The 24,716-nt window shown below is 68.0% G+C and carries 24 protein-coding genes; 19 read left to right on the top strand and 5 right to left on the bottom strand.

The window, feature by feature from the left end; translation table 11 throughout:
• Positions 1-7 precede the first annotated feature (7 nt).
• On the top strand, positions 8-979 hold the full coding sequence (locus AAD027_RS01190) for a helix-turn-helix transcriptional regulator (protein ID WP_341724188.1): 972 nt from the start codon (positions 8-10) through the stop codon (positions 977-979).
• A 242-nt stretch (positions 980-1,221) separates the two neighbouring features.
• Here AAD027_RS01190 and AAD027_RS01185 read toward each other — a convergent pair whose 3' ends face one another.
• Positions 1,222-1,749 (bottom strand): IS1595 family transposase, encoded by a 528-nt coding sequence (locus tag AAD027_RS01185; RefSeq protein WP_425605379.1) that lies wholly within the window; start codon positions 1,747-1,749, stop codon positions 1,222-1,224.
• A gap of 444 nt (positions 1,750-2,193) precedes the next feature.
• A complete protein-coding gene (locus tag AAD027_RS01180) occupies positions 2,194-2,775 on the bottom strand; it encodes a lipocalin family protein (RefSeq protein WP_341724186.1) in 582 nt (193 codons plus the stop codon).
• Between the two features lie 135 nt (positions 2,776-2,910).
• Here AAD027_RS01180 and AAD027_RS01175 point away from each other — a divergent pair, with 135 nt between their 5' ends.
• From AAD027_RS01175 to hslU, 10 genes are all read left to right on the top strand, one after another.
• Positions 2,911-3,246, top strand: coding sequence for a hypothetical protein (locus tag AAD027_RS01175; protein ID WP_341724185.1), 336 nt, complete (start codon positions 2,911-2,913; stop codon positions 3,244-3,246).
• Between the two features lie 77 nt (positions 3,247-3,323).
• Positions 3,324-5,429, top strand: a complete 2,106-nt coding sequence (locus tag AAD027_RS01170; protein WP_341724184.1) for a prolyl oligopeptidase family serine peptidase — start codon at positions 3,324-3,326, stop codon at positions 5,427-5,429.
• A gap of 157 nt (positions 5,430-5,586) precedes the next feature.
• On the top strand, positions 5,587-7,770 hold the full coding sequence (locus AAD027_RS01165) for a S9 family peptidase (RefSeq protein ID WP_341724183.1): 2,184 nt from the start codon (positions 5,587-5,589) through the stop codon (positions 7,768-7,770).
• Between the two features lie 240 nt (positions 7,771-8,010).
• Positions 8,011-8,433 (top strand): YbaN family protein, encoded by a 423-nt coding sequence (locus AAD027_RS01160; RefSeq protein WP_341724182.1) that lies wholly within the window; start codon positions 8,011-8,013, stop codon positions 8,431-8,433.
• A gap of 39 nt (positions 8,434-8,472) precedes the next feature.
• The gene (lptM, locus tag AAD027_RS01155; RefSeq protein ID WP_341724181.1) at positions 8,473-8,694 is read left to right on the top strand and encodes an LPS translocon maturation chaperone LptM; all 222 of its coding nucleotides are present in this window, start codon (positions 8,473-8,475) and stop codon (positions 8,692-8,694) included.
• Positions 8,687-9,550 (top strand): diaminopimelate epimerase, encoded by an 864-nt coding sequence (dapF, locus tag AAD027_RS01150; RefSeq protein ID WP_425605363.1) that lies wholly within the window; start codon positions 8,687-8,689, stop codon positions 9,548-9,550. Before lptM ends, dapF begins: the two co-directional genes overlap by 8 nt.
• On the top strand, positions 9,547-10,221 hold the full coding sequence (locus AAD027_RS01145; protein WP_341724179.1) for a DUF484 family protein: 675 nt from the start codon (positions 9,547-9,549) through the stop codon (positions 10,219-10,221). The genes dapF and AAD027_RS01145 overlap by 4 nt, the downstream gene beginning before the upstream one ends.
• 138 nt (positions 10,222-10,359) lie before the next feature.
• Complete coding sequence (gene xerC / locus AAD027_RS01140; protein WP_341724178.1) at positions 10,360-11,244, top strand: tyrosine recombinase XerC; 885 nt, start codon at positions 10,360-10,362, stop codon at positions 11,242-11,244.
• 146 nt (positions 11,245-11,390) lie between these two features.
• Positions 11,391-11,942, top strand: coding sequence for an ATP-dependent protease subunit HslV (hslV, locus tag AAD027_RS01135; RefSeq protein ID WP_341724177.1), 552 nt, complete (start codon positions 11,391-11,393; stop codon positions 11,940-11,942).
• 112 nt (positions 11,943-12,054) lie between these two features.
• On the top strand, positions 12,055-13,440 hold the full coding sequence (gene hslU / locus AAD027_RS01130; RefSeq protein WP_341724176.1) for an ATP-dependent protease ATPase subunit HslU: 1,386 nt from the start codon (positions 12,055-12,057) through the stop codon (positions 13,438-13,440).
• A 76-nt stretch (positions 13,441-13,516) separates the two neighbouring features.
• On the opposite strand, the gene gcvA is transcribed toward hslU, so the two are convergent.
• Entirely contained in the window at positions 13,517-14,470 is a 954-nt protein-coding gene (gene gcvA / locus AAD027_RS01125) for a transcriptional regulator GcvA (RefSeq protein ID WP_341724175.1), read from the bottom strand.
• Positions 14,471-14,571: 101 nt separating this feature from the next.
• Here gcvA and AAD027_RS01120 point away from each other — a divergent pair, with 101 nt between their 5' ends.
• On the top strand, positions 14,572-15,396 hold the full coding sequence (locus tag AAD027_RS01120) for an MBL fold metallo-hydrolase (protein ID WP_341724174.1): 825 nt from the start codon (positions 14,572-14,574) through the stop codon (positions 15,394-15,396).
• A complete protein-coding gene (locus tag AAD027_RS01115) occupies positions 15,393-16,256 on the top strand; it encodes an MBL fold metallo-hydrolase (RefSeq protein ID WP_341724173.1) in 864 nt (287 codons plus the stop codon). The genes AAD027_RS01120 and AAD027_RS01115 overlap by 4 nt, the downstream gene beginning before the upstream one ends.
• A gap of 90 nt (positions 16,257-16,346) precedes the next feature.
• Here the strand turns inward: AAD027_RS01115 and AAD027_RS01110 are convergent, their stop codons facing one another.
• Positions 16,347-16,796, bottom strand: a complete 450-nt coding sequence (locus AAD027_RS01110; RefSeq protein ID WP_341724172.1) for a hypothetical protein — start codon at positions 16,794-16,796, stop codon at positions 16,347-16,349.
• Positions 16,797-17,160: 364 nt separating this feature from the next.
• Between AAD027_RS01110 and AAD027_RS01105 the strand changes: the two genes are divergently transcribed.
• Positions 17,161-17,505 (top strand): zinc ribbon domain-containing protein YjdM, encoded by a 345-nt coding sequence (locus tag AAD027_RS01105; RefSeq protein ID WP_341724171.1) that lies wholly within the window; start codon positions 17,161-17,163, stop codon positions 17,503-17,505.
• A gap of 289 nt (positions 17,506-17,794) precedes the next feature.
• Here the strand turns inward: AAD027_RS01105 and AAD027_RS01100 are convergent, their stop codons facing one another.
• Positions 17,795-18,250, bottom strand: a complete 456-nt coding sequence (locus AAD027_RS01100) for a nucleoside deaminase (protein WP_341724170.1) — start codon at positions 18,248-18,250, stop codon at positions 17,795-17,797.
• Between the two features lie 155 nt (positions 18,251-18,405).
• On the opposite strand from AAD027_RS01100, the gene AAD027_RS01095 reads away from it, so the two are divergent.
• The 5 genes from AAD027_RS01095 (at position 18,406) to AAD027_RS01075 (ending at position 24,649) form a co-directional block, all read left to right on the top strand.
• Positions 18,406-20,046, top strand: coding sequence for a metallopeptidase domain-containing protein (locus AAD027_RS01095; protein ID WP_341724169.1), 1,641 nt, complete (start codon positions 18,406-18,408; stop codon positions 20,044-20,046).
• A gap of 44 nt (positions 20,047-20,090) precedes the next feature.
• Positions 20,091-20,867, top strand: coding sequence for a bifunctional demethylmenaquinone methyltransferase/2-methoxy-6-polyprenyl-1,4-benzoquinol methylase UbiE (gene ubiE / locus AAD027_RS01090; RefSeq protein WP_341724168.1), 777 nt, complete (start codon positions 20,091-20,093; stop codon positions 20,865-20,867).
• 134 nt (positions 20,868-21,001) lie between these two features.
• Positions 21,002-22,915 carry a M1 family metallopeptidase gene (locus AAD027_RS01085; protein WP_341724167.1) on the top strand — a complete coding sequence of 638 codons (1,914 nt, stop codon included), beginning with the start codon at positions 21,002-21,004 and terminating at the stop codon, positions 22,913-22,915.
• A 43-nt stretch (positions 22,916-22,958) separates the two neighbouring features.
• Positions 22,959-23,897, top strand: coding sequence for an alpha/beta fold hydrolase (locus AAD027_RS01080; RefSeq protein WP_341724166.1), 939 nt, complete (start codon positions 22,959-22,961; stop codon positions 23,895-23,897).
• A 26-nt stretch (positions 23,898-23,923) separates the two neighbouring features.
• On the top strand, positions 23,924-24,649 hold the full coding sequence (locus AAD027_RS01075; protein WP_341724165.1) for a hypothetical protein: 726 nt from the start codon (positions 23,924-23,926) through the stop codon (positions 24,647-24,649).
• The last annotated feature ends 67 nt before the right edge of the window (positions 24,650-24,716 follow it).

Raw genomic sequence — 24,716 nt, 5'->3', positions numbered from 1 at the left:
TCCCCCCATGGACAAGATCGAACGCATCACTGCCCTGCACCGCATCCTGAAGGCGGCGCGCTACCCGGTGACGGTGAAGCGCCTGCAGGAGGAACTGGGCTGCTCGCGCGCCACCGTCTACCGCGACCTGGCCTACCTGCGCGATGCGCTGATGGCGCCGATCGAGGGCGACGGCGAAGCCGGTTTCCGCTACCACGCCGCCGAGAGCGAGCGCTTCGAACTGCCCGGCCTGTGGTTGAGTTCGGAAGAACTCTATGCCCTGCTGGCCGCGCAGCAGCTGCTGGTGCGCACCGGCGGCGGCGTGCTGTCCGGCGCGCTGGCGCCGTTGCAGAAGCGCATCGAAGGCCTGCTGGCCGACCATGCCGGCGTCGACCACTGGCCGGTGGACCGCGTGCGGGTGATCCCGCACCGTGGCCGCAAGCTGGACGAAGCCAGTTTCCGCAGCGTCGCTTCGGCCGTGCTGGAGCGCAAGCAGTTGCAGTTCGAATACCGCGCGCGCTCCACCGACGAACGCACGCGCCGCACGGTGTCGCCGCAGCGCATCACCCATTACCGCGACAACTGGTACCTGGACGCGTGGGACCACGAGCGCAATGCGCTGCGCAGCTTCGCCGTGGACCGCATCGGCAACGCGCGGCTGGGCGATGAGCCGGCACGCGACCTGCCCAACGACGAACTGAACCAGCACCTGGCCTCCAGCTACGGCATCTTCTCCGGCGAACCCAAGGGCTGGGCCACCATCCTGTTCAGCGCCAAGGCCGCGCGCTGGGTGGCCGACGAGCAATGGCATTCCAAGCAGCAGGGGCGTCACCTGCCGGACGGCCGCTACGAACTGAGGATTCCCTACAGCGTCTCGCGCGAGTTGCTGATGGACATCCTGCACTACGGCGCCGACGCGGAGATCGTCGAACCCGCCGTGCTGCGCGAACAGGCCAAGTCGCTGCTGGAACTGGCGTTGTCCAACTACGCCGGGAAATGACCGCAGCCCCGTAGGAGCGCGTGGGGTGCGCCCTGGCGCACCGCGCCCCGATGGCCATTCCGTCCGCTTGATGATGAACGCGCCGCAGCGCGCCCGAATGGTGAACAGGCAGGCTTTCATGACGTGTCACGTAGCGGTGCGCCAGGGCGCACCCTACGTCGCTGTCGAACGACGAGAAGAAGTAGCCGTGCCCTTGTAGGAGCGGCTTCAGCCGCGACGGGGAGCATGAAAAAAGGTAATTCCTAAGCTTTCCGGACCAGAATGGGCCGCATTTCCTGGATCGAAGTGGCCTTCAAAAGCCTGAAAAGCAGGGGTTTGAGATCCTGCTGGCGGTGGTTGAAGCGGTAGCAAACTTCGGCCAGGTACAGATGGAAGTATTGGGAGGGCACGCCCCGGTAGGGATACAGCCAGTTCTTGGCATAGCTCCAGAAGCCCTCGATGCCATTGATGTGGTCACGTCCGAGAGGCCGTCCCTTCTCCTTGCGGATCATCACATGCTCGCCGCGCAAGCGTAAGGTGGCGTAGGCCTGCCACTCGTCGGTGTAGTACAGCGAACCTTCACGGCTGTGCGCATCGATCTGCTGCATGACCGAGGCCCGGTCATGCGCCGCGATCGGCATGGCCTTGACCTGACCGTTGCGCTTGATCAGTCCAAAGACGATCACCTTGCCGGCAGCACCCCAACCACGTTTGCCCTTCCTGGAGCCGCCAAACGTGGTTTCGTCCAGTTCCAGCGTGCCCTCGAACGGCTCCCGCAGTTGCTCCACCATCGCGCAGCATGCACGCACCAGCCGGTAGAACCGTTCACGGGTGGCGGCCGTGGTATCACTCCGGAAACGCTGCCGGTAGGACGGCACACCGAGCACGAACAACTCCAGCAGGCGGTGCTTGCTGGTGCCTGGTAAGCGCACCGAGTCCCACACCGATGTCCAGGTGAACCGCTTGCCGCAGGCGCGACATTTCAGTCGTCCATCCGACAGGCCGTAGTGTCGGCTACCACCGCAAGCAGGACATTGCTTCATGACCAAATCCTCTCAGATTTGGTCCGGTTTGCTTGGGAATTACCAAACAGAAAAGCCATTGTTGACCACGGATCGCGCGGATTAACACAGATAGGATGCGAACAAGCTTCATCCGTGTTCATCCGCGTGATCCGTGGCCTGCGTTTGTTCTGTTCTCGCGGTCGCGGCTGAAGCCGCTCCTACAGTGTGCCGTCAGGGCACCTTCGGCCCCGCGACGCCCGGCTTGCCCACCTGCTCCGGCACCTGCGGCACGCGCACCAGCTGGCGGGCGTTGACGCCGTGGTCGCGCATCTTCTTGACCAGCCCGTCGTACAGCGCATCGTCCATGACCGGTTCGCGGCCGAAGATCCAGCCCATGTCGCGGCCGGGGTAGTCGATCAGCGCCCAGGAATAGTCCGGCGCCACTTCCAGGATGCGCAGCTTGGCCGGCACCACGCCGACGAACCACAGCGTCCATTCGCGGTTGCCGGTGCCGCTCTTCACCGTGGCGCGCGCTTCGCGCGTCTGTTCCGGCTCGCCGAAGCCTTCGCGGTAGAGATAGGCCACGCCGATCTTGTCGGCCTCGCGCAAGGCGTATTCGTAGCGCGCGGCGACGTGGCCGCGTTCGGCGAAATAGGGAATGTGCGCGACCACATGCCACGTGCCCATGAAGCGCGCCAGGTCCACCGCCGCCGGCCCCTCCGCGGGCGGACGGCTGGCGCACGCCGCGAGGGCGAAGGCCAGCAGCAGGCCGGTGAGCGCGTGCAACCTGCGGGAGATGCGTGGCGTGGGCATGCGGGGTTCCTTCCTCCCGGTGAGGTCGACGACAGGCTAGCTGCCAGGATGCGAGCGCGATGTTAACCGGTGACGTCGCAACCCGTGAGATGTCGATGCATCACTGTGACATGGAGCCACAACGGAGCCAGTGCCATGCCGACCTTCCACGTTCATGTTCCCGCCGCACCCCACCAGGCCCCCGACCCCCGGCTCGACCGCGCGCTGCGCAACGCCGTGCTGACCGGGCTGGTCGTCGTCCTGCTGGTTCCGCTGGCCCGGGCCAACACCGCCTGGCTGGGCTGGCTGCCGCTGTGGCTGGTGGGCATGCCGGCCGCGGCCTGGTGGGCGCTGCACCGCTTCCGCCTGCCGCGCTGGCCGGGGGCTGGCGCGGCGCCTGCCGGTCGCCGTCGCCGGGGCCGGGGCCGGGGCCGGGCGCAGGCCCGCCGGCGTTCCCGCCCGGCGCAGCGGGCGGGAGCCCGGGCGGCCTGACCTTCGGCATGGGGGTGCCCTCCGGGCCTTGTGCTAGGTTTGCAGGCTCATGAATCGCACCCCCGGAGCCGTATTCGATGTCCAAACTCGCCCATGCCTGCCTGGCGGCAGGCCTCGCCGTTGCCGGTGCCGTTTCGGCCCCCGCCCAGGCCAAGGAGACCGACGTGGCGCATGACCCGTACGCCTGGCTGGAAGAGGTGGAAGGCCAGAAGCCGCTGGACTGGGTGAAGTCCCTGAATGCGAAATCCGAAGCCGAGATCGCCGCCACCCCCGCGTTCAAGCAGCTCGAGGCGGACATCCGCGCCATCCTGGATTCCGACGCCAAGATCCCCGGCGTGCAGAAGATCGGCGACTACTACTACAACTTCTGGAAGGACAAGAACCACGAGCGCGGCATCTGGCGCCGCACCACGCTGGCCGAGTACCGCAAGTCGCAGCCGCAGTGGGAAACCGTGCTGGACCTGGACGCGCTGAACCAGGCCGAAGGCAAGAACTGGGTCTGGCACGGCGCCGACTGCCGCAAGCCCGACTACAGCCGCTGCCTGATCGCGCTGTCGCGCGGCGGCGCCGACGCGGACGAGACCCGCGAGTTCGATCTGGTCAACAAGGTGTTCCTGAAGGACGGTTTCTACCGCCCCGAAGCCAAGGGCGCGCTGGGCTGGAAGGACGCCGACACCGTCTACGTCTACACCGACTTCGGCGCCGGCAGCCTGACCAGTTCCGGCTACCCGCGCATCGTCAAGGAATGGAAGCGGGGCACGCCGCTGGATGCCGCCACGGTGGTGTACGAAGGCAAGCCGGACGACATGTACATCGCCGCCTTCCACGACGACACGCCGGGTTTCCAGCGCGATTTCGTCAGCCGCACGCTGGCCTTCTACAACGACGAACTGTACCTGCGCGCCGCCGATGGCACGCTGGCCAGGATCGACGCGCCCAACTCCGCCAACAAGGGCGCCAACCGCGAATGGCTGACGCTGGAGCTGCGCGAGCCGTGGACCGTGGGCGGCGAGACCTACGCGGCCGGCAGCCTGCTGGCGGCCAAGCTCGACGACTTCATGGCCGGCAAGCGCGACTTCGACGTGCTGTTCGCGCCGACCGACAAGACTTCGCTGGCGGGCTTCAGCTGGACCAGGAACCATCTGGTGCTGAACGTGCTGGAGGACGTGAAGAACCGTTTGAGCGTGCTGACGCCGTCGGCCAGTGGCTGGAAGACCAGTGCCTTCACCGGCGCGCCGACCTTCGGCACCATCGGCGTGGGCGCGGTCGATGCAGACGAAAGCGATGCGGTGTGGCTGACCGTCACCGACTACCTGACCCCGACCACGCTGTCGCTGGCCGAGATCGGCCAGCAGCCCGAGCAGTTGAAGTCCATGCCGGCGTTCTTCGACGCCTCCGGCAAGGTGATCGAACAACACTTCGCCACCAGCAAGGACGGCACCCGGGTGCCGTACTTCCTGGTCCGGCCGGAAGGCCTGAAGTACGACGGCAGCACGCCGACGCTGCTGTACGGCTATGGCGGCTTCGAGATCTCGCTGACCCCGGGCTATTCCGGCGGCGTGGGCAAGGGCTGGCTGGAGAAGGGCGGCGTGTACGCCGTGGCCAACATCCGCGGCGGCGGCGAATACGGCCCGCGCTGGCACCAGGCCGCGTTGAAGGCCAACCGCCACAAGGCCTACGAGGACTTCGCCGCGGTCGCGCAGGACCTGATCGCCCGCAAGATCACCTCGCCGCGGCACCTGGGCATCCAGGGCGGCAGCAACGGCGGCCTGCTGACCGGCAACATGCTGACGCAGTATCCGGAGCTGTTCGGCGCGGTCGTGGTGCAGGTGCCGCTGCTGGACATGAAACGCTACAGCCACCTGCTGGCCGGCGCCTCGTGGATGGCCGAGTACGGCAACCCCGACACGGCGGACTGGGAGTTCATCCGGACCTTCTCGCCCTACCACCTGTTCGACCCGAAGAAGGACTACCCGCCCACGCTGTTCATGACCTCGACCCGCGACGACCGCGTGCATCCGGGCCATGCCCGCAAGATGGCGGCCAGGATGCTGGAGGCCGGCAAGGACGTGCGTTATTACGAAAACATCGAGGGCGGCCACGGCGGTGCGGCCAACAATGCGCAGCAGGCGCACATGAATGCGCTGGCCTATACCTTCCTGTGGCAACAGTTGGCAAAGTAATCGTGAACCGCCCCTTCCCCCGCTTGCGGGGGAAGGCTGGGATGGGGGCGCTCTCAGGCTGTAGTTTCCCGGGCTCGCCCCCACCCCAACCCTCCCCCGCGCGCGGGGGAGGGGGCCGATCTCCGACCATTGCATCCCGCCACCCCGGACCCCATCCATGAAGCCGATCTCCCTTCTTCTTGCCGCGACCGTCCTGATGAGCACCCCGATCACCTCCGCCATTGCCGCTTCCGCCACTCCGCCCGACGTCGCCAAGAAGCCGCATATCGTCAGGGCACCGCACGGCGCCGAGCGCAACGACGAGTACTACTGGCTGCGCGACGACAAGCGCGAAAACGAGGAGATGCTGGCCTACCTCAAGGCCGAGAACGCCTACACCGACACGGTGATGGCGCCGCTGAAGCCGGTCGAGGACACGCTTTACGACGAGATCGTCGCGCGCATCAAGCAGGACGACAGCAGCGTGCCGTACCGCGAGCGCGGCTGGTGGTACTACTCGCGCTTCGTGGCCGGCAAGGACTACCCGGTGCACGCGCGCCGCAAGGACGGCCCGGGCGTCGATGCGCTGTCGATCCAGAAGGCCAACGAGGCCGGCGATTTCGCTGGCGAGCAAGTGCTGCTGGACGTCAACGCACTGGGCGAGGGCAAGGACTACTACAGCGTCGGCGACTTCGATGTCAGCCAGGACAACCGCCTGCTCGCCTATGCCGACGACACCAACGGCCGCCGCCAGTACACCGTGCGCTTCAAGAATCTGGAAACGGGCGAGGTGCTGCCCGACCAGATCGCCAATGTCGAGGCCAACCTGATCTGGGCCGACGACAACCGCACGCTGTTCTATGTCGAGAAGGATCCGGAAACCCTGCTCGGCAAGCGCGTGAAGAAGCATGTGCTCGGCACGCCGGCCGGCGACGACGCCCTGGTGTACGAGGAAGAGGACGACAGCTTCTACATGGGCGTCGGCCGCAGCCGCGACGACAAATACATCGTCATCGGCCTCAGCAGCACGGTCTCCAACGAATACCGCTACGCGCCGGCCGCGGACCCGCAGTCTTTCGCGGTGCTGGCGGCGCGCGAGCGCGACGTGGAATACGACGCCGACCACCTGGGCGACCGCTGGGTCATCCGCACCAACGCCGACGGCGCCACCAACTTCAAGCTGGTCACCGCGCCGAGCGATACCACCTCGCGCCAGGACTGGAAGGACTGGGTGGCGCACCGCGACGACGTGTTCGTCGAGGGCTTCGAGCTGTTCGACGGCTTCAGCGTGGTCGCCGAGCGCGCCAACGCGCTGGAAAGCCTGCGCGTGCTGAAGGCCGACGGCGGCAGCGAGTACGTGAAGGCCGACGAGCCGGCGTATTCGATGGGCCTGTCCGCCAACCCGGAAACCGACACCGACTGGTTGCGCTACACCTACACGTCGCAGACCACGCCGGCCACGACCTACGAGATCAACACCAGGACCGGCGAGCGCCGCCAGCTGAAGCAGCAGCCGGTGCCCGGCTACGATCGCTCGCAGTACGTCACCGAGCGCGTCTGGGCGCCGGCCCGCGACGGCAAGACGAAGATTCCGGTCACGCTGGTCTACAGGAAGGGCTTCCAGCGCGACGGCACGGCGCCGATGCTGCAGTACGCCTACGGCAGCTACGGCGCGTCGATGGACCCCAATTTCAGCGTCACCAACGTCAGCCTGCTGGATCGCGGCGTGGTCTACGCGCTGGCGCACATCCGCGGCGGGCAGGAGATGGGCCGCAAGTGGTACGACGACGGCAAGCTCTACAACAAGATCAACACCTTCACCGACTTCATCGACGTCACCGACTACCTGGTCAAGGAAGGCTATGCGGCCAAGGACCGCGTGGCAGCGATGGGCGGCAGCGCCGGCGGCCTGCTGATGGGCGCGGTGTCGAACATGGCGCCGGAGAAGTACCGCGTCATCCTGACCCTGGTGCCGTTCGTGGACGTGGTGACCACGATGCTCGACCCGACCATCCCGCTGACCACCAACGAATACGACGAGTGGGGCAACCCGGAAGAGAAGGGCTATTACGACTACATCCTGAAGTACTCGCCCTACGACAATCTGGAAGCCAAGGCCTACCCGGCGATGTTCGTCGGCACCGGGCTGTGGGATTCGCAGGTGCAGTACTGGGAGCCGGCCAAGTACGTCGCCCGCCTGCGCGACCTGAACACCGGCACCGGGCCGGTCGTCTTCCGCACCAACATGGAAGCCGGCCACGGCGGCAAGTCGGGCCGCTTCCGCCAGTACCGCGAGCGCGCCGAGATGTTCGCCTTCATGCTCGACCAGCTGGGCGTGGCCGACACGCCCGCCGCGAATTGAGTGCCACGGCTCCTTCCGCTCAAGGAAGGAGCCGGCCCGCTTTCCTGTGGGAGCGACGTGAGTCGCGACAAAGACCGCAAGGGGAATGCAGCCACGGACGAACGCGGATCGAACCCGTTACAGACAGGATGCTTCATCCGCGCCCATCCGCGTTGATCCGTGGACAAGGCCTTGGCTTGCGGGAGAACCAACCACCGGTCGCGACTTACGTCGCTCCCACGGTTGAGGTAAAAGGGGGCGGTGAACGACGCCGACACCCCACCGCCTGCTGCTGACAGGGTACGCACCCGCTTCCGCTGGGCATGGTGGCTGCTGGCCTATGCCAGCCTGGGGATGGGCATCCTGGGCGTGTTCGTGCCGGGGCTGCCGACCACCGTCTTCATCCTGATCGCGGCCTACGCCGCCTCGCGTGGCTCGGAGCGCCTGCACCGCTACCTGATGACGCATCCGCGCTTCGGGCCGGCCATCCACGACTGGCAGCGCAGCGGCGCGGTGTCGCGGCGGGGCAAATGGGCGGCCACCTGGGCGATGCTCGCCTGTGCGGGGATCCTGCTGGCGGTGATGCTGTGGACCGGCGCGCACCGCTGGTGGATGGCGGCGCTGCCCATCGTCTGCATGGCGGCGGTGGCGACATGGTTGTGGCGGCGGCCCGAGCCGCGCTGACCGGCGCCGCGTTCATCGCGCTCTGGCTATACTCGCGCCATGAGCCGAAACACACGCCTCCTGACCGCCGCCGCCCTGATGGCGGTCCTGTCCGCCTGCGGTGCCAAGGGACCGCTGTTCCTGCCGGAGAAGCCGGTCGAGGAAGCGCCCATCGCGCCCGCCGAACCGGCGACGACCGAAGAAACGCCCGCCACCGACGGCCTGCCGCCGACGCCCCCGATCGACCCGGCGACCGTGCCGGCCACCGACGGGAATGGCTGACGCTCCCGTCCCGCGGGCCAGGGCGATGCGTTTCACCAAGATGCACGGCGCCGGCAACGACTTCGTCGTGCTGGACCTGCGCGACGGCCAGCGGCCGCCCGACGCCGCGCTGGCGGCACGGCTGGCCGACCGCCATTTCGGCGTGGGCTGCGACCAGATCCTGACCATCGAAGCGCCGCGCAGCGAAGGCGCGGTGGCGTCCTACCGCATCTGGAACTCCGACGGCTCGCCGTCGCAGCAGTGCGGCAACGGCGCACGCTGCGTGGCCGCCTGGCTGGTGCGCGACGGCGTGGCGGAGGGCGGCGCGTTCGAGGTGGACAGTCCGTTGGCCACGCACGCGGTCGAACGCATCGGCGACGACCGCTACGCCATCGCCATGGGCGTGCCCGAATTCGCGCCGGCGCGCATCCCGCTGCTCGGCTTCGACCACGCGCAGGACGAGTACGAGGCCGACGTGGACGAGGGCCTGCGCCTGCGCTTCGGCGCGGTGTCGATGGGCAACCCGCATGCGGTGATCGAAGTGCCATCGGTGGACGGGGTGCCGGTCGCGCACTACGGGGCCTTGTTGCAGCAGTCGCCGCACTTTCCGGAATCGGCCAATATCGGCTTCGCCGAGGTCGTGTCGCGCGACCGCGTGCGCCTGCGCGTGTTCGAGCGCGGGGTGGGCGAGACGCTGGCTTGCGGCAGCGGCGCCTGCGCGGCGGCGGCCGTGCTGGTCCGGCGCGGACGCATCGACCGCGACGCCATCGTTTCGCTGCCCGGCGGCGACCTGCATGTCCGCTGGCCGGACGACCGCGCGCAGGTCATCATGGCCGGGCCGGCGGCATTCGTATTCGAAGGGGAATGGAAAGCATGAGCGAGACACAGGAAAAACTGGGCGCCCACGAAGTCGCGGCCTGGCTGCGCCGCCATCCCACGTTCCTCAAGCAGTTCCCGGACCTGGCGCTGAGCATGATCGTGCCCCGCGACGAAGGCCCCACCGCCTCGCTGGCCAGCTACCAGCTGGACGTGCTGCGCGACAAGAACCGCGAGCTGTCCAAGCGCCTCAACGACCTGTTCGCCAACGCGCAGGAAAACGAGCGCCTGGCCGTGCGCACGCACCAGCTGGCGCTCACCCTGATGAAGCAGGGCACCGCCGCCGACACGCTGCGCGCGATGGCCGCTTCGCTGGCCGAGGATTTCAACGGCGACCGCGTCAGCATCGTGATGCTGGCGCCGGTGCCGGGCCTGGATGAGAACGAATGGCTGCAGGTGGTGCCGGCCGACAACCCGCACATGGGCCCGTTCCGCGACTGCCTGCGCGACGGCGAACCGATCTGCGGCCGCCTGCAGCCGGAGAAGCACGTGTTGCTGTACGGCGCGCGCGCCGAGGAAGTCGCCTCGTCCGCGCTGCTGCCGTTGCCGGGCATCGGCCTGGTGGCGGTCGGCAGCCGCGACGGCAACCGCTTCTACCCCGGCATGGGCACGCTGTTCCTGCGCATGATGGGCGAGACGCTGGCGACGGCGTTGAAGCGGTTCGATGGCTGAAGCCTTCTCCGTGATTTTCCCCCGTCATTCCCGCGAAAGCGGGAACCCAGTGCCTTTCGCCGAGCGTATGGCGGGCTTTACGAAGGGCAAAGTCGCTGGGTTCCCGCTTTCGCGGGAATGACGGGGCAGGGAAGGTTCATGTCCGTCACCGATTTCCTCGCCTATCTCGAAGTCGAGCGCCGCGTCTCGGCGCATACGCTGGATGCGTACCGCCGCGACCTGACCGCGCTGTCCGAGTGGGCGAACGCGCAGGGCATCGCGGACCTGGCCGACGTGCATGCCGAACAGCTGCGCACCTTCGTCGCGGCCGAACACCGCCGTGGCCTGTCGCCGAAAAGCCTGCAACGGCGCCTGTCGGCCTGCCGCAGTTTCTACCAGTGGCTGCTCAAGCACGGCCGCATCGCCGCCAGTCCCGCCGCCGTGCTGCGCGCGCCCAAGGCGCCGCGCAAGCTGCCGCAGGTGCTGGATGCCGACGAAGCGGTGCGACTGGTCGAAGTGTCCACCGACGCGCCGCTGGGCCTGCGCGACCGCGCGCTGCTGGAACTGTTCTATTCCTCCGGCCTGCGCCTGAGCGAGCTGTGCGCGCTGCGCTGGCGCGACCTGGACCTGGTGGGCGGTTTCGTCACCGTGCTGGGCAAGGGCGGCAAGGAGCGCAAGGTGCCGGTGGGCTCGCACGCGCGCAATGCGCTGCTGGAGTGGCGGCAGGAGCGTCCTGCCGGCAATGACGCCCACATTTTCCCTGGCCGTGGCGAGGGACCGATCTCGCAGCGCGCCGTGCAGATCCGCATCAAGCAATTGGCCCAGCGGCAGGGCCTGTTCAAGCATGTGCACCCGCACATGCTGCGGCATAGCTTCGCCAGCCACATCCTGGAATCCTCCGGCGACCTGCGCGGCGTGCAGGAACTGCTGGGCCACGCCGACATCGCCACCACCCAGATCTACACGCACCTGGACTTCCAGCATCTGGCCAAGGTCTACGACGCCGCGCATCCGCGGGCCAAGCGGAAAGGCCGCAATCCGTAGGAGCACGCCATGTGCGCGATGCTTTTTGGCTCCCTCGGCGTCAACCAAGAGCATCGCGCGCATGGCGCGCTCCTACGGTGGGCCGGAGGTCATGCTTGAACCCGGGGGGTGGAGCCCCCACCTCCGGAGGAACCCCCGGAGGCCCCATGGACCCCAGCCAGAACCCCAACGTCTTCCACGCCACCACCATCATCTCCGTGCGCCGCAACGGCCATGTCGCCGTCGCCGGCGACGGCCAGGTGACGCTGGGCCACACGGTGATGAAGGGCAATGCGCGCAAGGTGCGCCGGCTGGGCCGCGACGGCCAGGTGCTGGCCGGCTTCGCCGGCGCGGCCGCCGATGCGTTCACGCTGTTCGAGCTGTTCGAGGCCAAGCTGGAGAAGCACGGCCAGTTGCAGCGCGCCGCCGTCGAACTGGCCAAGGACTGGCGCACCGAGCGCCGCCTGGGCAAGCTGGAAGCGCTGCTGGCCGTGGCCGACAGGGAAACCTCGCTGATCATCAGCGGCACCGGCGACGTGATCGAGCCGGAGGACGGCATCATCGCCATCGGTTCCGGCGGTTCCTACGCCCTGTCCGCTGCACGCGCGCTGCTGGCGCATACCGAACTCGACGCCAGGACCATCGCCACCGAGGCGATCGGCATCGCCGGCGACATCTGCATCTACACCAACCGCAACGTGGTGGTGGAAGAGCTGTGAAGCCGGGATTCGTGATTCGGGATGGGGGATTCGTAAAAGCCCGCATCCCGCTTCTGCGAATCCCCCATCCCGACTCCCCCATCCCGCCTTGCCAACGAATCCCGAATCCCCAATGACCAATCCCGGCTCATCCACCATGACCCCGCGCGAGATCGTGCAGGAACTCGACCGCCACATCGTCGGCCAGCACGCGGCCAAGCGCGCGGTCGCCATCGCGCTGCGCAACCGTTGGCGGCGCATGCAGCTGGACGAGGACCTGCGCAACGAAGTGATGCCGAAGAACATCCTGCTGATCGGCCCCACCGGCGTCGGCAAGACCGAGATCGCGCGACGCCTGGCCACGCTGGCCAACGCGCCGTTCGTCAAGGTCGAGGCCACCCGCTTCACCGAGGTGGGCTACGTGGGCAAGGACGTGGAGCAGATCGTCCGCGACCTGGCCGATACCGCGGTGAAGATGTACCGCGAGCAGGCCAAGGTGCGCGTGCGCACGCAGGCCGAGGAGCGCGCGGAAGACCGCATCCTCGACGCGCTGCTGCCGCGTCGCGAGGCGTCGGGCAGCGGTTTCGGATTCGGCGCCGACACGACCACGGTCGACATCGGCGCCGAACCGTCGTCGAAGGAGTCGGAGACGCGGCAGAAGCTGCGCCGCCAGCTGCGCAAGGGCGAACTGGACGAGCGCGAGATCGAACTGGAACTGGCCGCCAACGTCGGCGTGGACATCATGACCCCGCCGGGCATGGAGGAAATGGGCCAGCAACTGCGCCAGATGTTCTCCAGCCTGGGCGGCGCCAAGACCCACAAGCGCACGGTGACCATCAAGGCCGCGCGCCCGCAGCTGGTCGAGGAAGAGGCCGCCAAGCTGGTCAACGAGGACGACATCCGCATCGCCGCCATCGAGGCCTGCGAGCAGCACGGCATCGTCTTCATCGACGAGATCGACAAGGTGGCCAAGCGCGGCGACACCATCGGTGGCGGCGACGTGTCGCGCGAAGGCGTGCAGCGCGACCTGCTGCCGCTGGTGGAAGGCAGCAACGTGTCCACCAAGTACGGCACGGTGAAGACCGACCACATCCTGTTCATCGCTTCCGGCGCGTTCCACCTGGCCAAGCCCAGCGACCTGATCCCGGAACTGCAGGGCCGCTTCCCGATCCGGGTGGAACTGTCGGCGCTGTCGAAGGAGGATTTCATCCGCATCCTGACCGAGCCGCGCGCGGCGCTGGTCAAGCAGTACGAAGCGCTGATGAAGACCGAGGGCGTGGACCTGAAGTTCACCGGCGATGCGGTCGAACGGCTGGCCGAGATCGCCGCGCAGGTCAACGAGCGCCAGGAGAACATCGGCGCGCGCCGCCTGCACACCGTGCTGGAGCGCCTGTTGGACACGCTGAGCTACGAAGCCCCGGACCGCGACGGCCAGAGCCTGAGCATCGACCGTGCCTACGTGGACCAGCACCTGGGCGAACTGGTGCAGGACCCGGACCTGAGCCGCTACATCCTCTGAGCCGGCGGAAAACTTGCCATTGCGAACGGCCCGCGCAGTGCGGGCCGTTCCGTTCTGGCATGCCGGGAAAATGGCATCACGGGGACATCGCTTCCCCGGATGCCTCCTTCCGCAGCCACCGGCAGAAGGCATCGACAGCGGGGCTATTGTCGGCACCATGCCGACGGACGATCCAGAAGGCGTAAGCGTTGTCCAGGGCATCATCGAACGGCTTGACCAGACGACCGCGGTGCAGGTCCTCCTCGACCAGCGGGGCGACGCCCAGCGCAACGCCGTGCCCGGCGGCGGCGGCCTCCTGGGCCAGGTAGATGCTCGCGAAGACCGGACCGTGCGCCGCGTCCACCCGCGTCGCGCCGGCGGCTTCCAGCCACGCGGGCCAGTCCGGCACGCCGGGGCGGCCGGCGGCGCTTTCGTCGTGGAGCAGCGTGTGGTGCCGCAGATCGTCGGGGACCGCCAGCGGCCATCGTCCGTCGCCCGGCAAGGCAGGCGCGCAGACCGGAAACACCGGTGCGTCCATCAGCCGCTCGGCGGAGACGCCGGTGTAGCCGCCGCGCCCGTAGCGGATGGCGACATCGATGCCGTCGCGGACGAAATCGGCGTGCTCGTTGCCGGTCTCGATGCGCACCTTGAGGTCGGGGCAGTCGCGGTGGAAGCGATGCAGCCGGGGCGCGAGCCATTTTGCGGCGAAGGACTCCATGGTGCTGACGCGCAGGTCCGCGGCCGTGGGCGCGGTGGCCCGGTCCAGGGCCAGGTCGAGCAGGCCGAACAGCTCGCCCAGCGACGCGGCCAGCGCCTCGCCCTCGGCGGTCAGTTCGACCGCGCGATGGCCGCGGTGGAACAGCTTCACGCCCAGGTACGCCTCCAGGCGCTTCACCTGATGGCTGACCGCCGCCGGGGTGACGAACAACTGTTCGGCCGCCGCCTGGAAACTGAGGCATCGCGCGGCCGCTTCGAAGGCGCGGAGGGCGTTGAGCGGGACAGGGTGGCGGGGCTTCACGAACGCCTCGGGCTTGCGGCTGCGGAGCCGCATCCTACCAAGTTACTTTTTCTAATGCGGCCGCGAAAACATCTCGTTTGTCGCCGCCGCCGGCGCTGGCAATGATGGGCCCCTCGAAACAATAGGCGGTCATCATGAGATTCGAAGCGCTGGATTCCGACGTGCTGATGTTCGTCGGCGACGACCACGAGTCGGTCGCCACCGCGTTCCTCGACGGCGACGACGCGCTGCTGGTCGACTCGCTCGGCAGCACGGAGGACGCGCACTGGCTGCGCCAGATCCTGTGCGGGGACATGGGCAAGACGGTGCGTGTCGTCGCCGCGACCCACTTCATGAGCGACCACATCGCCGGCATGTCGCTGTTCCCGGACGCGCTGACGATCGCGCACCGGCATCATCGCCACACCTTCCTGTCGCAGAACCGGCGGGTCGATGCGTTCTACCGCGAACCGCGGGTGGTGTTCGACAGCGCGATGGCTCTGCGTTGGGGTCGGCACGAGATGCGCTTCCTGCACAACCCCGGCAAGACCATGGACCACGTCAGCGTGGACGTGCCCAGCGCCGATCTGGTCTGCGCCGGCGACAACATCGTCGGCAACATCGTCTACCTGTCGAAGGCGGACCCCGCGCTGATCCGCGCCGCGATCGGCCGGATGCGCCAGTTCGGCCGGGGCACGGTCATCGGCGGGCACATGGGCCGGTTCCCCGCCGCCGCGCTCGACAACGCGACCCACTACCTGGACCGGCTGCAGGACGCCGTCGTCCGCATCCGCACCGATGCGTCGGCGCAGGAGGCCGAAGACCGCATCGCCGCGATTTCCATCGAATCCTGCCTGGCGCCGCGGGTCGAACCGACCGGTTTCGAACGCGAATGGCACCAGCACAACCTGGAGGCCGTCGTCGCGCAGTCGGTCTTCGCGCTCGACACCGCGATCGCCTCACGGGAGGGCCGCGCATGAACAACGACCAGGTGTTCGGCCGCCGCATCGGGCGCAGGGAATTCCTGACCGCCTGCGCCGGCCTGGCGGCCACGGCACTGCTGCCTGCTGGGCGGGCTTTCGCGGCCGCCAGCGCGGATGGCTTGCGCATCCAGCGGCTGGCATGGGCGGGCATCCGCCTGCAACTCCCGCAGGCGACGTTGTTCATCGACCCGCTGGTCAATCCGGAGGCGTGGGGAACCGCGCTCAAGGACCCGCTGATTCCGGTCGGCGATGCCGTGGGCGATACCTATGTCCTCATCAGCCATGTGCACGGCGACCATTTCGACGCGATGGCCGTGGCCGATGCGCTGGGCAACGGCGGCGCCCTGGTGCATCCGGCCGGGACGAATCCGCTGCCGGTTCCCCAGGGGGCCCGGGCACGGCCGAGCGCGCTGTGGGAACCGCAACTGCTCGGCGACTTCACCGCCACCGCCGTGCCCGCCTCGGACGGCTACGGCGACCCGCAGGTGTCGTGGGTGGTGTCGGCCGGTGGCCGCCGCATCTTCCACGGTGGGGACACGCTCTGGCACGGGCACTGGTGGCGGATCGGCCGCCAGTTCGGCCCGTTCGACGCCGCCTTCCTACCGGTCAACGGCGCGCGCTTCGGCTTTCGCGAGCCGGTCAGCGGCCAGCCGGGCGTGCTGACCCCGGAGCAGGCGGTGGCGGCCGCGACCATCCTGGGCGCGCGCCGCCTGGTTCCCATCCACTACGGCGTATCCGGCATGGAACAGTACGTGGAGATCGAGGATCCGATCGGCCGGTTGCGCGAGGCGACCCGCGAAAAGCCCATCGAAGTCCAGCCGTTGGCGCCTGGGGCGTGGGTGGACTGGGAGCGATGAAGAAGGGCGTGCGCCGACTGTAAGCCTTGCCTGCGGGAAACCCGGAACCCGCGCGAAAGCGGGTTCCGTGCAGGGCGTCGCTGGCGAGATCTAGCGGAAGGCCGCTTGCAGGCGTGCCTGCGCCTTGCCGGCGGCGCGGCCCTTCGCGGCTTTCGCAGGCTTGGCCGGAGCGGCCGCCTTGTGCGTGGTCTTCGCTGTCCGGCGCTTGGTGGAGGCCGCCTGCTTCCCCATGCCGAGTTCGTCCATGGCCGCGTCGCACTCGCGGTCGAGCTTTTCCAGGTGCGCCTGGTAGTGCTTGAGCGCCTTGTCGAACAGCTGTTCTTTCTGCCGGGTGCGAACGACGGCGGCCGAATCCTTGGACTGGCTGCGTCCGGTGGCCGCGATGCGATGCCGCTGGGCGAGGTCGCGCTGCTTGTCGCGCAGCTCGCGAGTACGCTTGATCAGCGAAACCAGCTGCCTGATTTCGTAGGGACCGTTGGTGTCGAGCAGTTGCCGCTCGCGTGCGTTCAGCAAGGCCGCCTGCGCGGGGGAGATCCTCATGTCGTCGTCCTCGTGGATGGAAGCGAGGTTCCATCCTATACGACGGCATGTTTACGCGAGGGAAGGGTCGCGCATGAGCAACGACGGCCAGCTGTTCGGCCGCCGCATCGGACGCAGGGAATTCCTGTCTGTCCGCGGCGTTATCGCTTGGCGGGCGGGCTTTCGCGGCCGCCAGCACGGACGGCTTGCGTATCCAGCATCCGGGCGGAGTGGTGCGGGAACCGGACCTGAGCCGCCACATCCTCTGGACGCGGGATCGCCGCATGCCGAGAAATCCACGGAAAGGCGGGTTTTTCGCGCGCGGCCGGGCCGAGGGAGGGCGTCGATTATAATCGCGTCCGTTCTTCCCACTTCTTGAGAGCCCATGAGCACGCTGCCTCCCTGCCCGCAATGCCAGTCCGAGTACACCTACGAGGACGGCGCGCAGCTGGTCTGCCCGGAGTGCGGCCACGAGTGGTCGGCCGATGCGGCGGCCGCCGCGAGCGACGAGGACGGACGCGTCATCAAGGACGCCAACGGCAACGTGCTGCAGGATGGCGACACCGTCACCGTCATCAAGGATCTCAAGGTCAAGGGCTCCTCGCTGGTGGTCAAGGTCGGCACCAAGGTCAAGAATATCCGCCTGGTCGACGGCGACCACGACATCGATTGCAAGATCGACGGCATCGGCGCGATGAAGCTGAAATCGGAGTTCGTCCGCAAGGCCTGAGGCGGAGAGCCGGACGGGCGCGCCGGCACTCCAGGTGCGATCGCAGGCTGTTCTTCCCGGTCGTCGGTGGGTTTGCGGGGCGGCGTGCGCTTCCGTCGCGCGGCATCGCGTGTCCTTCGACCAGCAGGTCATGCGCGGCCCGCTGCAGGCGCTCGATGCTCGACTTGTCCGGTGAAACGCACCGCCCGAGGGCCATTCGGCGGCAAGCGCGATCCGCCAATGTGGTGCACGCCGGTATACAAGATTCCGCGTGCCGCCTTCATCGAAGCCGCCGTTTGTGGAGGACGCGTCAATCCTCCCCGATATCCTCGTTCCAGATTTCCGGATTCGCGCGGATGTAGTCGCCCAGCAGGTCGATGCACTCCTGGTTGTGCAGGTCGACGACGTTGACGCCGTTCTCGCGCAACCAGTCGATGCCGCCGCGGAAGTTCACCGATTCGCCGACCACCACGGTGCCGATGTTGAACTGCCGCACCAGGCCGCTGCAGTACCAGCACGGTGCCAGCGTGGTGACCATGATCGTGTCCTGGTAGCGGCGCTGGCGGCCGGCCTTGCGGAAGGCATCGGTCTCGCCATGCACGGACGGGTCGTTTTCCTGCACGCGGCGGTTGTGGCCGCAGCCCAGCAGCAGGCCATCGTTGCGGTAGAGCGCGGCGCCGATCGGGATGCCGCCCTCGGCCAGCCCCTGGCGGGCCTCCGCGATGGCGGTTTCGAGAAGTGCATCGAAGTCAGGGGAAGGGCCCATAGGCTAATTTGCGGCAGTGGCACGTGGGGACGCCATGGTGTCATGCGCGATGGGGGAGCGATATCGCGCTGCTGCGGGGAGCCGGCGCCGTGACGCCCGGAAACATGCCTGCCGGTGCATCGGTCGCGTCAGGGATGGTGGATGAGGGGAGTGCAATGAAGCAGCGTGATGGCAAGGTGGATGCAGCCAGGTGGGCCCCGGTCCGTCGTGTGTTCCTGTTGGGACTGGCATGCCTGGGGACATCGCCCGCCTGGGCGCAATCCATCGAACAAGGCCTGCTGCAACTGCAGTGGGGCGATCCGCCGCCGGCGGTGCCGGGACAGCCGAGGCAGGCGCCGCAACTGGTGGCTTACCTGCAGCAGGACGATGGCTCGCGCCGCGAACTGGACGTCGCGCAGGCGCATCGCGCGGCGGGCGACCTGTACGCGCTGGCGAACCGCCGCGTCGCCATTTCGTTCGCCTCGTCCACGCGGGTCATGTCGTCCGCGCCGGCCATCGAGGTCATCGTGCCGGCCGACCGGCTGACCCAGGGCGCACCGGCGGTGGGCGCGGACGGGCGGGTGATGGCGGCGGCGCCGGTCACCGGCACCACCCGCTGGGTGACGCTGATGTGCAGGTTCGGCGACATCACGGAGGAACAGAAGGCGTTGAGCTTCTTCCAGTCCCAGTACGGCGAGGCCGTGGGCCAGCTGGGGCACTACTGGAAAGAGGTTTCGTACGACAAGATCAACCTGGCCGGAAGCACGGCGCACGGCTGGTTCGCGTTGCCGCAGCCGCGTTCCCATTACGTCACGAAAGTGGATGGCAAGGACAAGGCGGACCTGAAGAAGCTGTTCGCCGATTGCGGCGCGGCCGCCGACCCCAGCGTCGATTTCAACGGCGTGCAGGGCATCAACCTGATGTTCAACGGCGAGCTGGACGGATTCGCATGGGGCGGCAGCAGCTGCGCCACGCTGGAAGGCCGCAACTTCTGCACGCGCGTGACCTGGAACCCGCCATGGTCGTTCAACAACCTGGCGCCGCTGGCGCATGAGATGGGGCATGGCTACGGGCTGCCGCATTCGGACAACTCCGATGGCGACGACGACACCTACGACAATCCGTGGGACGTGATGAGCGACAGCTGGAGCAATGCCGTGCGCGATGCCACCTACGGTTCGCGGCCGAAGCACATCAACATCTTCCAGCGCCACCGGTTGAGCTGGGTGGATAGCGCGCGGCGGCTGGTGATCCCCTACGGCAACACCGCGACGCGACAGGTGGACCTGGATTTCGCCCATCTCGCGGGCTCCGGCAGCACGCAGATGCTGGTGCTGTCCCTGTCGCCGCAGCCCGATCCCTATGCGACCGTGGTGTACACGGTGGAGGCGCGCAAGCCGGAAGGGGCGTACGAAGGCGCATTGGCCGGCACGGCGGTCATCATCCACAAGGTGGAGAATTCCGGCACGGCCTACAGCATCGACGCCGACGTGCCGCCGGCCACCCGGTCCAACAACGAAGGTTCGATGTTCAAGGTGGGCGAGCGCTGGGTCACGCCGGACGGATCGCACGCGATCCATGTGGATGCCGCGACCGCCACGGGATTCCGCCTGACCGTCGGTCCGTCGGTGCCGCCGCGGGTGATGAGCAGCCCATTGCCGCCATTGCTGAAGCCCTCGCCCGTTCCGGCGCCGTCCCTGCCTTCCGCCGCGGGAGCCGCCGCGCCGGTGGCGCCGGCTGCGGTGCCGGTGCGTCAGGAGCTCTGCGGAGACGCCCGGGGAATGGCGCGCGGACGGGTCCGGTGCAGCGTGCGCTAGTGGCGGGTACGGACCATCGCGGCCGGTAATGCGATAATCCGGCCATGAGCGAATCCCCCTACAAGACCGGCACCACCCACTTCGGCTTCCGCGACGTCGCCGCCAGGGACAAGCAGAAACTGGTCGGCGAAGTCTTCACCTCGGTCGCCAGCAAGTACGACCTGATGAACGACCTGATGAGCCTGGGCATCCATCGGGTCTGGAAGCGCTACTTCGTCGGCACCTGCCAGGTCAAGCGCGGCGACCGCGTGCTGGACCTGGCCGGCGGCACCGGCGACATCGCCGCGCTGTTGAAGGACCGCGTGGGCGATACGGGCGCGGCTACTGATGGAAGCGTCGTGCTGGGCGACATCAACGCCGGCATGCTGTCGGTGGGCCGCGACCGCATGACCGACCGCGGCCTGGTCGCGGGACTGGAGTACGTGCAGTGCAATGCCGAGGCGCTGCCGTTCCCCGATGCCAGCTTCGACCTGGTCACCATCGCCTTCGGCCTGCGCAACGTCACCGACAAGGAGGCGGCGCTGCGCGAGATGCACCGCGTGCTGAAGGTGGGCGGACAGGCGCGTGTGCTGGAATTCTCCGAAGTCACCGTGGACTGGTTCAAGCCGGTGTACGACTTCCACTCGTTCAAGGTGCTGCCCAAGCTGGGCCAGCTGTTCGCGCAGGACGCCGGCAGCTACCAGTACCTGGCCGAGAGCATTCGCAAGCATCCGCCGCAGGAAGCCCTGAAGGCCATGATGGACGAGGCCGGCTTCGTCCGGACCAGCTTCAGGAACCTGTCCGCCGGCATCGTCGCCATCCATACCGGCTACAAGGTCTAGCCTGCCCGTAGGAGCGCCCCATGGGCGCGATGCTCTTGAAAAACAACAGCATCGCGCCCATGGGGCGCTCCTGCGGGCGAGATGAGGGCGCGGGCGGGTAAACTCACCGTTTCCCCCGAATGCAGGAACCCCTGATGCGTTCACTGGCTTTGCTGTTGTCCTGCGCCGCCGTGCTGGCGGCCGGTTGTTCCAACGAATCCACCCCGGCCCCCCAGGCCCCGTCCGCCAGGCCCGCCGCCGTGAAGATCGCCGACCACGACGAGCACTCCTACGCCGAGCCGGACAAGGTCGCCATCGACGACCTGGCCCTGGACATCGCCATCGACTTCGACGCGAAGACCATCGGCGGCACGGCCACCTATTCGCTGCAGTGGAAGGATGCCGCCGCGAAGCAGCTGGTGCTGGATACCCGCGACCTGGCCATCGAGAAGGTCGAGGGCGAGGCGAATGGCGCCTGGCAGCCGTTGCCGTTCGCGCTGGCCGACAAGGACCCGGTGCTGGGCAGCAGGCTGACCATCGAGACGCCCGAGCGCAATGCCAGGGTGCGGGTGAGCTACCGCAGCTCGCCGGAGGCATCCGGCCTGCAATGGCTGACCCCGGAGATGACCGAGGGCAAGCAGCTGCCCTTCATGTTCAGCCAGTCGCAGCAGATCCATGCGCGCAGCTGGGTGCCGCTGCAGGACACGCCGCAGGTGCGCTACACCTACACCGCGCACGTGACGGCGCGCCCGGACGTGATGGTGCTGATGAGCGCCGACAACGACCCGGCCGCCGCGCGCGATGGCGACTACACGTTCAAGATGCCGCAGAAGATCCCGTCGTACCTGATGGCGATCGCCGCCGGCGACCTGGTGTTCAAGCCGATCTCCGCGCGCAGCGGCGTGTGGGCCGAGCCGGCGATGGTCGACAAGGCCACGAAGGAGTTCGAGGACACCGAGAAGATGATCGCCACCACCGAGCGGTTGTACGGTCCCTACCGCTGGGAGCGCTACGACATGCTGGTGCTGCCGCCGTCGTTCCCGTTCGGCGGCATGGAGAACCCGCGCCTGAGCTTCATCACGCCCACGGTGATCGTCGGCGACAAGTCGCTGGTGTCGCTGATCGCGCACGAACTGGCGCACAGTTGGTCGGGCAACCTGGTGACCTTCTCCAGCGCCAAGCACGGCTGGTTGAACGAAGGCTTCACCAGCTACGTGGAAAACCGCATCGTCGAGTCGCTGTACGGCAAGGAATTCAGCAACATGGAATTCGCCATCGCCCGCAACGGCCTGAAGAAGGAGATCGGCACGATGCCGGAGGCCACGCAGGCGCTGGCGGTCAAGCCGGGCACGAAGCTGGACGCGGACGACGCGCTCAGCGCGGTGTCGTACGACAAGGGCGCGTGGTTCCTGCAGTTCCTGGAGGAGCGCTTCGGGCGGGAGGAGTTCGACGCCTTCCTGCGCGGCTACTTCGACCATTTCGCGTTCCAGAGCATCACCACCGAGACCTTCCTGGACTACGCGAAGAAGAACCTGTTCGCCAAGCATCCCAACCTGGTCGGCGACGACGAGATCCAGGCCTGGATCTACGGCCCGGGCATCCCGGTCAACGCGCCGATGGCGCAGTCGCGCGGGTTCTCCAACACCGACACCGCGCGCATCGCCTGGCTGGGCAGCGGCCAGTTGCCCAACCCGCAGGTGACCGGCGACTGGGTGACCCAGCAGTGGGTCCACTTCATCGAAGGCATGGGCGACACGCTCACCATCGAGCAGCTGGCGCAACTGGACAAGGCCTACCGGTTCACCGGCACCCCCAACGGCGAGATCGCGATGCGCTGGTACCCGCTCACCGTGCGCAGCGGTTACCTGGAAGCGCGCCCGGAGATCGCCCGCTTCATCGAGCGCGTCGGCCGTCGCAAGCTGATCATGCCGATCTACGAGGAACTGGCGAAGACGCCGGACGGGCTGGCGTTCGCGCAGGAATCCTTCGCCCGCGCCCGCCCGGGCTATCACCCGATCACCACCGCCTCGGTGGAGGCGCTGCTGGCCAAGGCATCGGAAGGCAAGTAAGCCGATGGCATCGGGTTTTCCCCGCAAGAGAACGGTCGCCGCAGTGGCGGCCGTTCTCGTTTGCGCACTGGCCGTGTGGGCGTGGCGCGACCCGATGGCGCCCTTGCGCGGCGTGCTGGCGGTGCAGGGCAGGTGGATCGGATTGTCCGAAAGGCACGCGGTCATCGGCGACCACCGCTGGGCCTACGACGAACGCGAGGCGAAGGTCGCCGGTGCGCCCACCGTGGTGATGGTGCACGGCTTCACCGGCGGCAAGGAGAACTGGTATCCGCTGGCCGAGCGGCTGGGCGGGCGGTACCGCCTCGTCGTTCCCGACCTGCCGGGCTGGGGCGAGAGCCAGCGTATCGACGGCGCCGACTACGGCTTCGCGGCGCAGGCCGCGCGGCTGGCGGACTTCCTGCGCCACGTCCGCCGCGACGGCAGCCCCATCGTGTTGCTGGGCCACTCGATGGGCGGCGGCATCGCCGCGATCGCCGCGGCGGAGCATCCGCAGCTCGTCGCGCGCGTGGGCCTGATCGATGCCGCCGGCGTGCGCTTCCAGGACAATCAGTTCGGCATCGACGTGCTGGCGGGCGAGAATCCCTTCGCCGTCAGCGACGCCGCATCGCTGCAGCGCTACCTGGACACTGTCTTCCACGACAGGGCGGTGCAGCCATCGCTTCCGTGGCCCGTTTCGGAAGCGGTGATCGGCTGGCGCATCCGCCAGGCGCCGTTCGAACAACAGGTGCTGGACCGCATCGGCCGCAGCGACCAGCGCTTCCTGCCCGGCCAGGCTGCAGCGGCGATCCGGCAACCGGCGCTGCTGCTGTGGTGCCGGCAGGACCGGGTGATCGATCCCAGCGCGATGGCGCTGTATGCCGCGCAGATGCCGCAGGCCATCCAGGTTTCACTGGACGATTGCGGACACATGTCCATCATGGAAAAACCCGACGACGTGGCGGCCGCGGTCGCCCGGTTGATCTCGCAAGGCACACCCCGATGAAGAACACCTCGATGAAGAGCACCCCGATGAAGCGACCCCTGATCGTGCTGGCCTGCCTGCTGGCGCTGGCCGCCTGCGGCGACCGCGAAGCGGAACGCCAGGCCGCCGCCGCCGCGCAGGCCGCGGCCATCGAGCAGCAGGCCGACGAGCTGGCGAAGAAGTACGACAGCGCGGTGGTCTCCAACGACTGGGACATGGCGCGCATCCACGGCGTGGCGCTGGTGTCGCAGTATCCGCAGAGCCAGGCCGCCGCCCGCATCGGCCCGGCGCTGGAGGAGGTGAAGGCCAAGGCCGCGGACGCGCGCGAACAGCGCCGCGTCGAGGCGCTGTGGGACTACTCGCAGGTGGCCGCCAAGGGCGGCACGCAGCGTTCGGCGGCGATCCTGAGCAAGGAGCCGGTGGACGTGGACGGCAGCGGCGCCAAGCCGGTGCAACTGGTGTTCCGCGACCATCCCGAGTGGAAGCGCAGCAGCTACCTGGTGCTGCAGGGCGGCGACTTCGCGAAGGAGTGCTACCGGAGCTGCAACGTGACCGTGACGGCCGACGATGCCGCGCCGAAGCGCATGGCCGCCGACCGCCCCGACACCGACGAGGCCATCGCGATGTTCGTCTCCGACCAGAAGGCGCTGTGGCGGCTGGTGCGCAAGGCCAGGGTGGTGCAGGTCGAGTTCCCGGTGAAGGCCGGCGGCACGCGCACGGTGGTGTTCGAGACCGGCGGGCTGGACGGCAGCCAGATGCCGGGGTGGGATTGAGCGCGGAACAAGCACGTAGGGTGCGCCCTGGCGCCCTGGCGCACCTCGCTTCCGGTTCCGGTTCCGG

Origin of the sequence: Pseudoxanthomonas putridarboris (genome assembly GCF_038321125.1) — a bacterium.
GTDB classification, from domain to species: Bacteria; Pseudomonadota; Gammaproteobacteria; order Xanthomonadales; family Xanthomonadaceae; genus Pseudoxanthomonas_A; species Pseudoxanthomonas_A putridarboris.
Note: the sequence above shows the minus strand (reverse complement) of the source record. Positions and strands in the feature narration are given on the sequence as shown.

Coding starts and splice junctions, on each gene's coding strand:
- AAD027_RS01100 (WP_341724170.1), bottom strand. CDS start 18,250: ATGGGCCCTTCCCCTGACTTCGATGCACTTCTCGAAACCGCCATCGCG.
- AAD027_RS01170 (WP_341724184.1), top strand. CDS start 3,324: ATGTCCAAACTCGCCCATGCCTGCCTGGCGGCAGGCCTCGCCGTTGCC.
- AAD027_RS01180 (WP_341724186.1), bottom strand. CDS start 2,775: ATGCCCACGCCACGCATCTCCCGCAGGTTGCACGCGCTCACCGGCCTG.
- AAD027_RS01190 (WP_341724188.1), top strand. CDS start 8: ATGGACAAGATCGAACGCATCACTGCCCTGCACCGCATCCTGAAGGCG.
- gcvA (WP_341724175.1), bottom strand. CDS start 14,470: ATGCGGCTCCGCAGCCGCAAGCCCGAGGCGTTCGTGAAGCCCCGCCAC.
- lptM (WP_341724181.1), top strand. CDS start 8,473: ATGAGCCGAAACACACGCCTCCTGACCGCCGCCGCCCTGATGGCGGTC.
- AAD027_RS01110 (WP_341724172.1), bottom strand. CDS start 16,796: ATGAGGATCTCCCCCGCGCAGGCGGCCTTGCTGAACGCACGCGAGCGG.
- AAD027_RS01075 (WP_341724165.1), top strand. CDS start 23,924: ATGAAGCGACCCCTGATCGTGCTGGCCTGCCTGCTGGCGCTGGCCGCC.
- AAD027_RS01165 (WP_341724183.1), top strand. CDS start 5,587: ATGAAGCCGATCTCCCTTCTTCTTGCCGCGACCGTCCTGATGAGCACC.
- AAD027_RS01115 (WP_341724173.1), top strand. CDS start 15,393: ATGAACAACGACCAGGTGTTCGGCCGCCGCATCGGGCGCAGGGAATTC.
- AAD027_RS01105 (WP_341724171.1), top strand. CDS start 17,161: ATGAGCACGCTGCCTCCCTGCCCGCAATGCCAGTCCGAGTACACCTAC.
- AAD027_RS01175 (WP_341724185.1), top strand. CDS start 2,911: ATGCCGACCTTCCACGTTCATGTTCCCGCCGCACCCCACCAGGCCCCC.
- xerC (WP_341724178.1), top strand. CDS start 10,360: ATGTCCGTCACCGATTTCCTCGCCTATCTCGAAGTCGAGCGCCGCGTC.
- AAD027_RS01095 (WP_341724169.1), top strand. CDS start 18,406: ATGAAGCAGCGTGATGGCAAGGTGGATGCAGCCAGGTGGGCCCCGGTC.
- hslV (WP_341724177.1), top strand. CDS start 11,391: ATGGACCCCAGCCAGAACCCCAACGTCTTCCACGCCACCACCATCATC.
- AAD027_RS01145 (WP_341724179.1), top strand. CDS start 9,547: ATGAGCGAGACACAGGAAAAACTGGGCGCCCACGAAGTCGCGGCCTGG.
- dapF (WP_425605363.1), top strand. CDS start 8,687: ATGGCTGACGCTCCCGTCCCGCGGGCCAGGGCGATGCGTTTCACCAAG.
- AAD027_RS01185 (WP_425605379.1), bottom strand. CDS start 1,749: ATGGTGGAGCAACTGCGGGAGCCGTTCGAGGGCACGCTGGAACTGGAC.
- ubiE (WP_341724168.1), top strand. CDS start 20,091: ATGAGCGAATCCCCCTACAAGACCGGCACCACCCACTTCGGCTTCCGC.
- AAD027_RS01085 (WP_341724167.1), top strand. CDS start 21,002: ATGCGTTCACTGGCTTTGCTGTTGTCCTGCGCCGCCGTGCTGGCGGCC.
- hslU (WP_341724176.1), top strand. CDS start 12,055: ATGACCAATCCCGGCTCATCCACCATGACCCCGCGCGAGATCGTGCAG.
- AAD027_RS01120 (WP_341724174.1), top strand. CDS start 14,572: ATGAGATTCGAAGCGCTGGATTCCGACGTGCTGATGTTCGTCGGCGAC.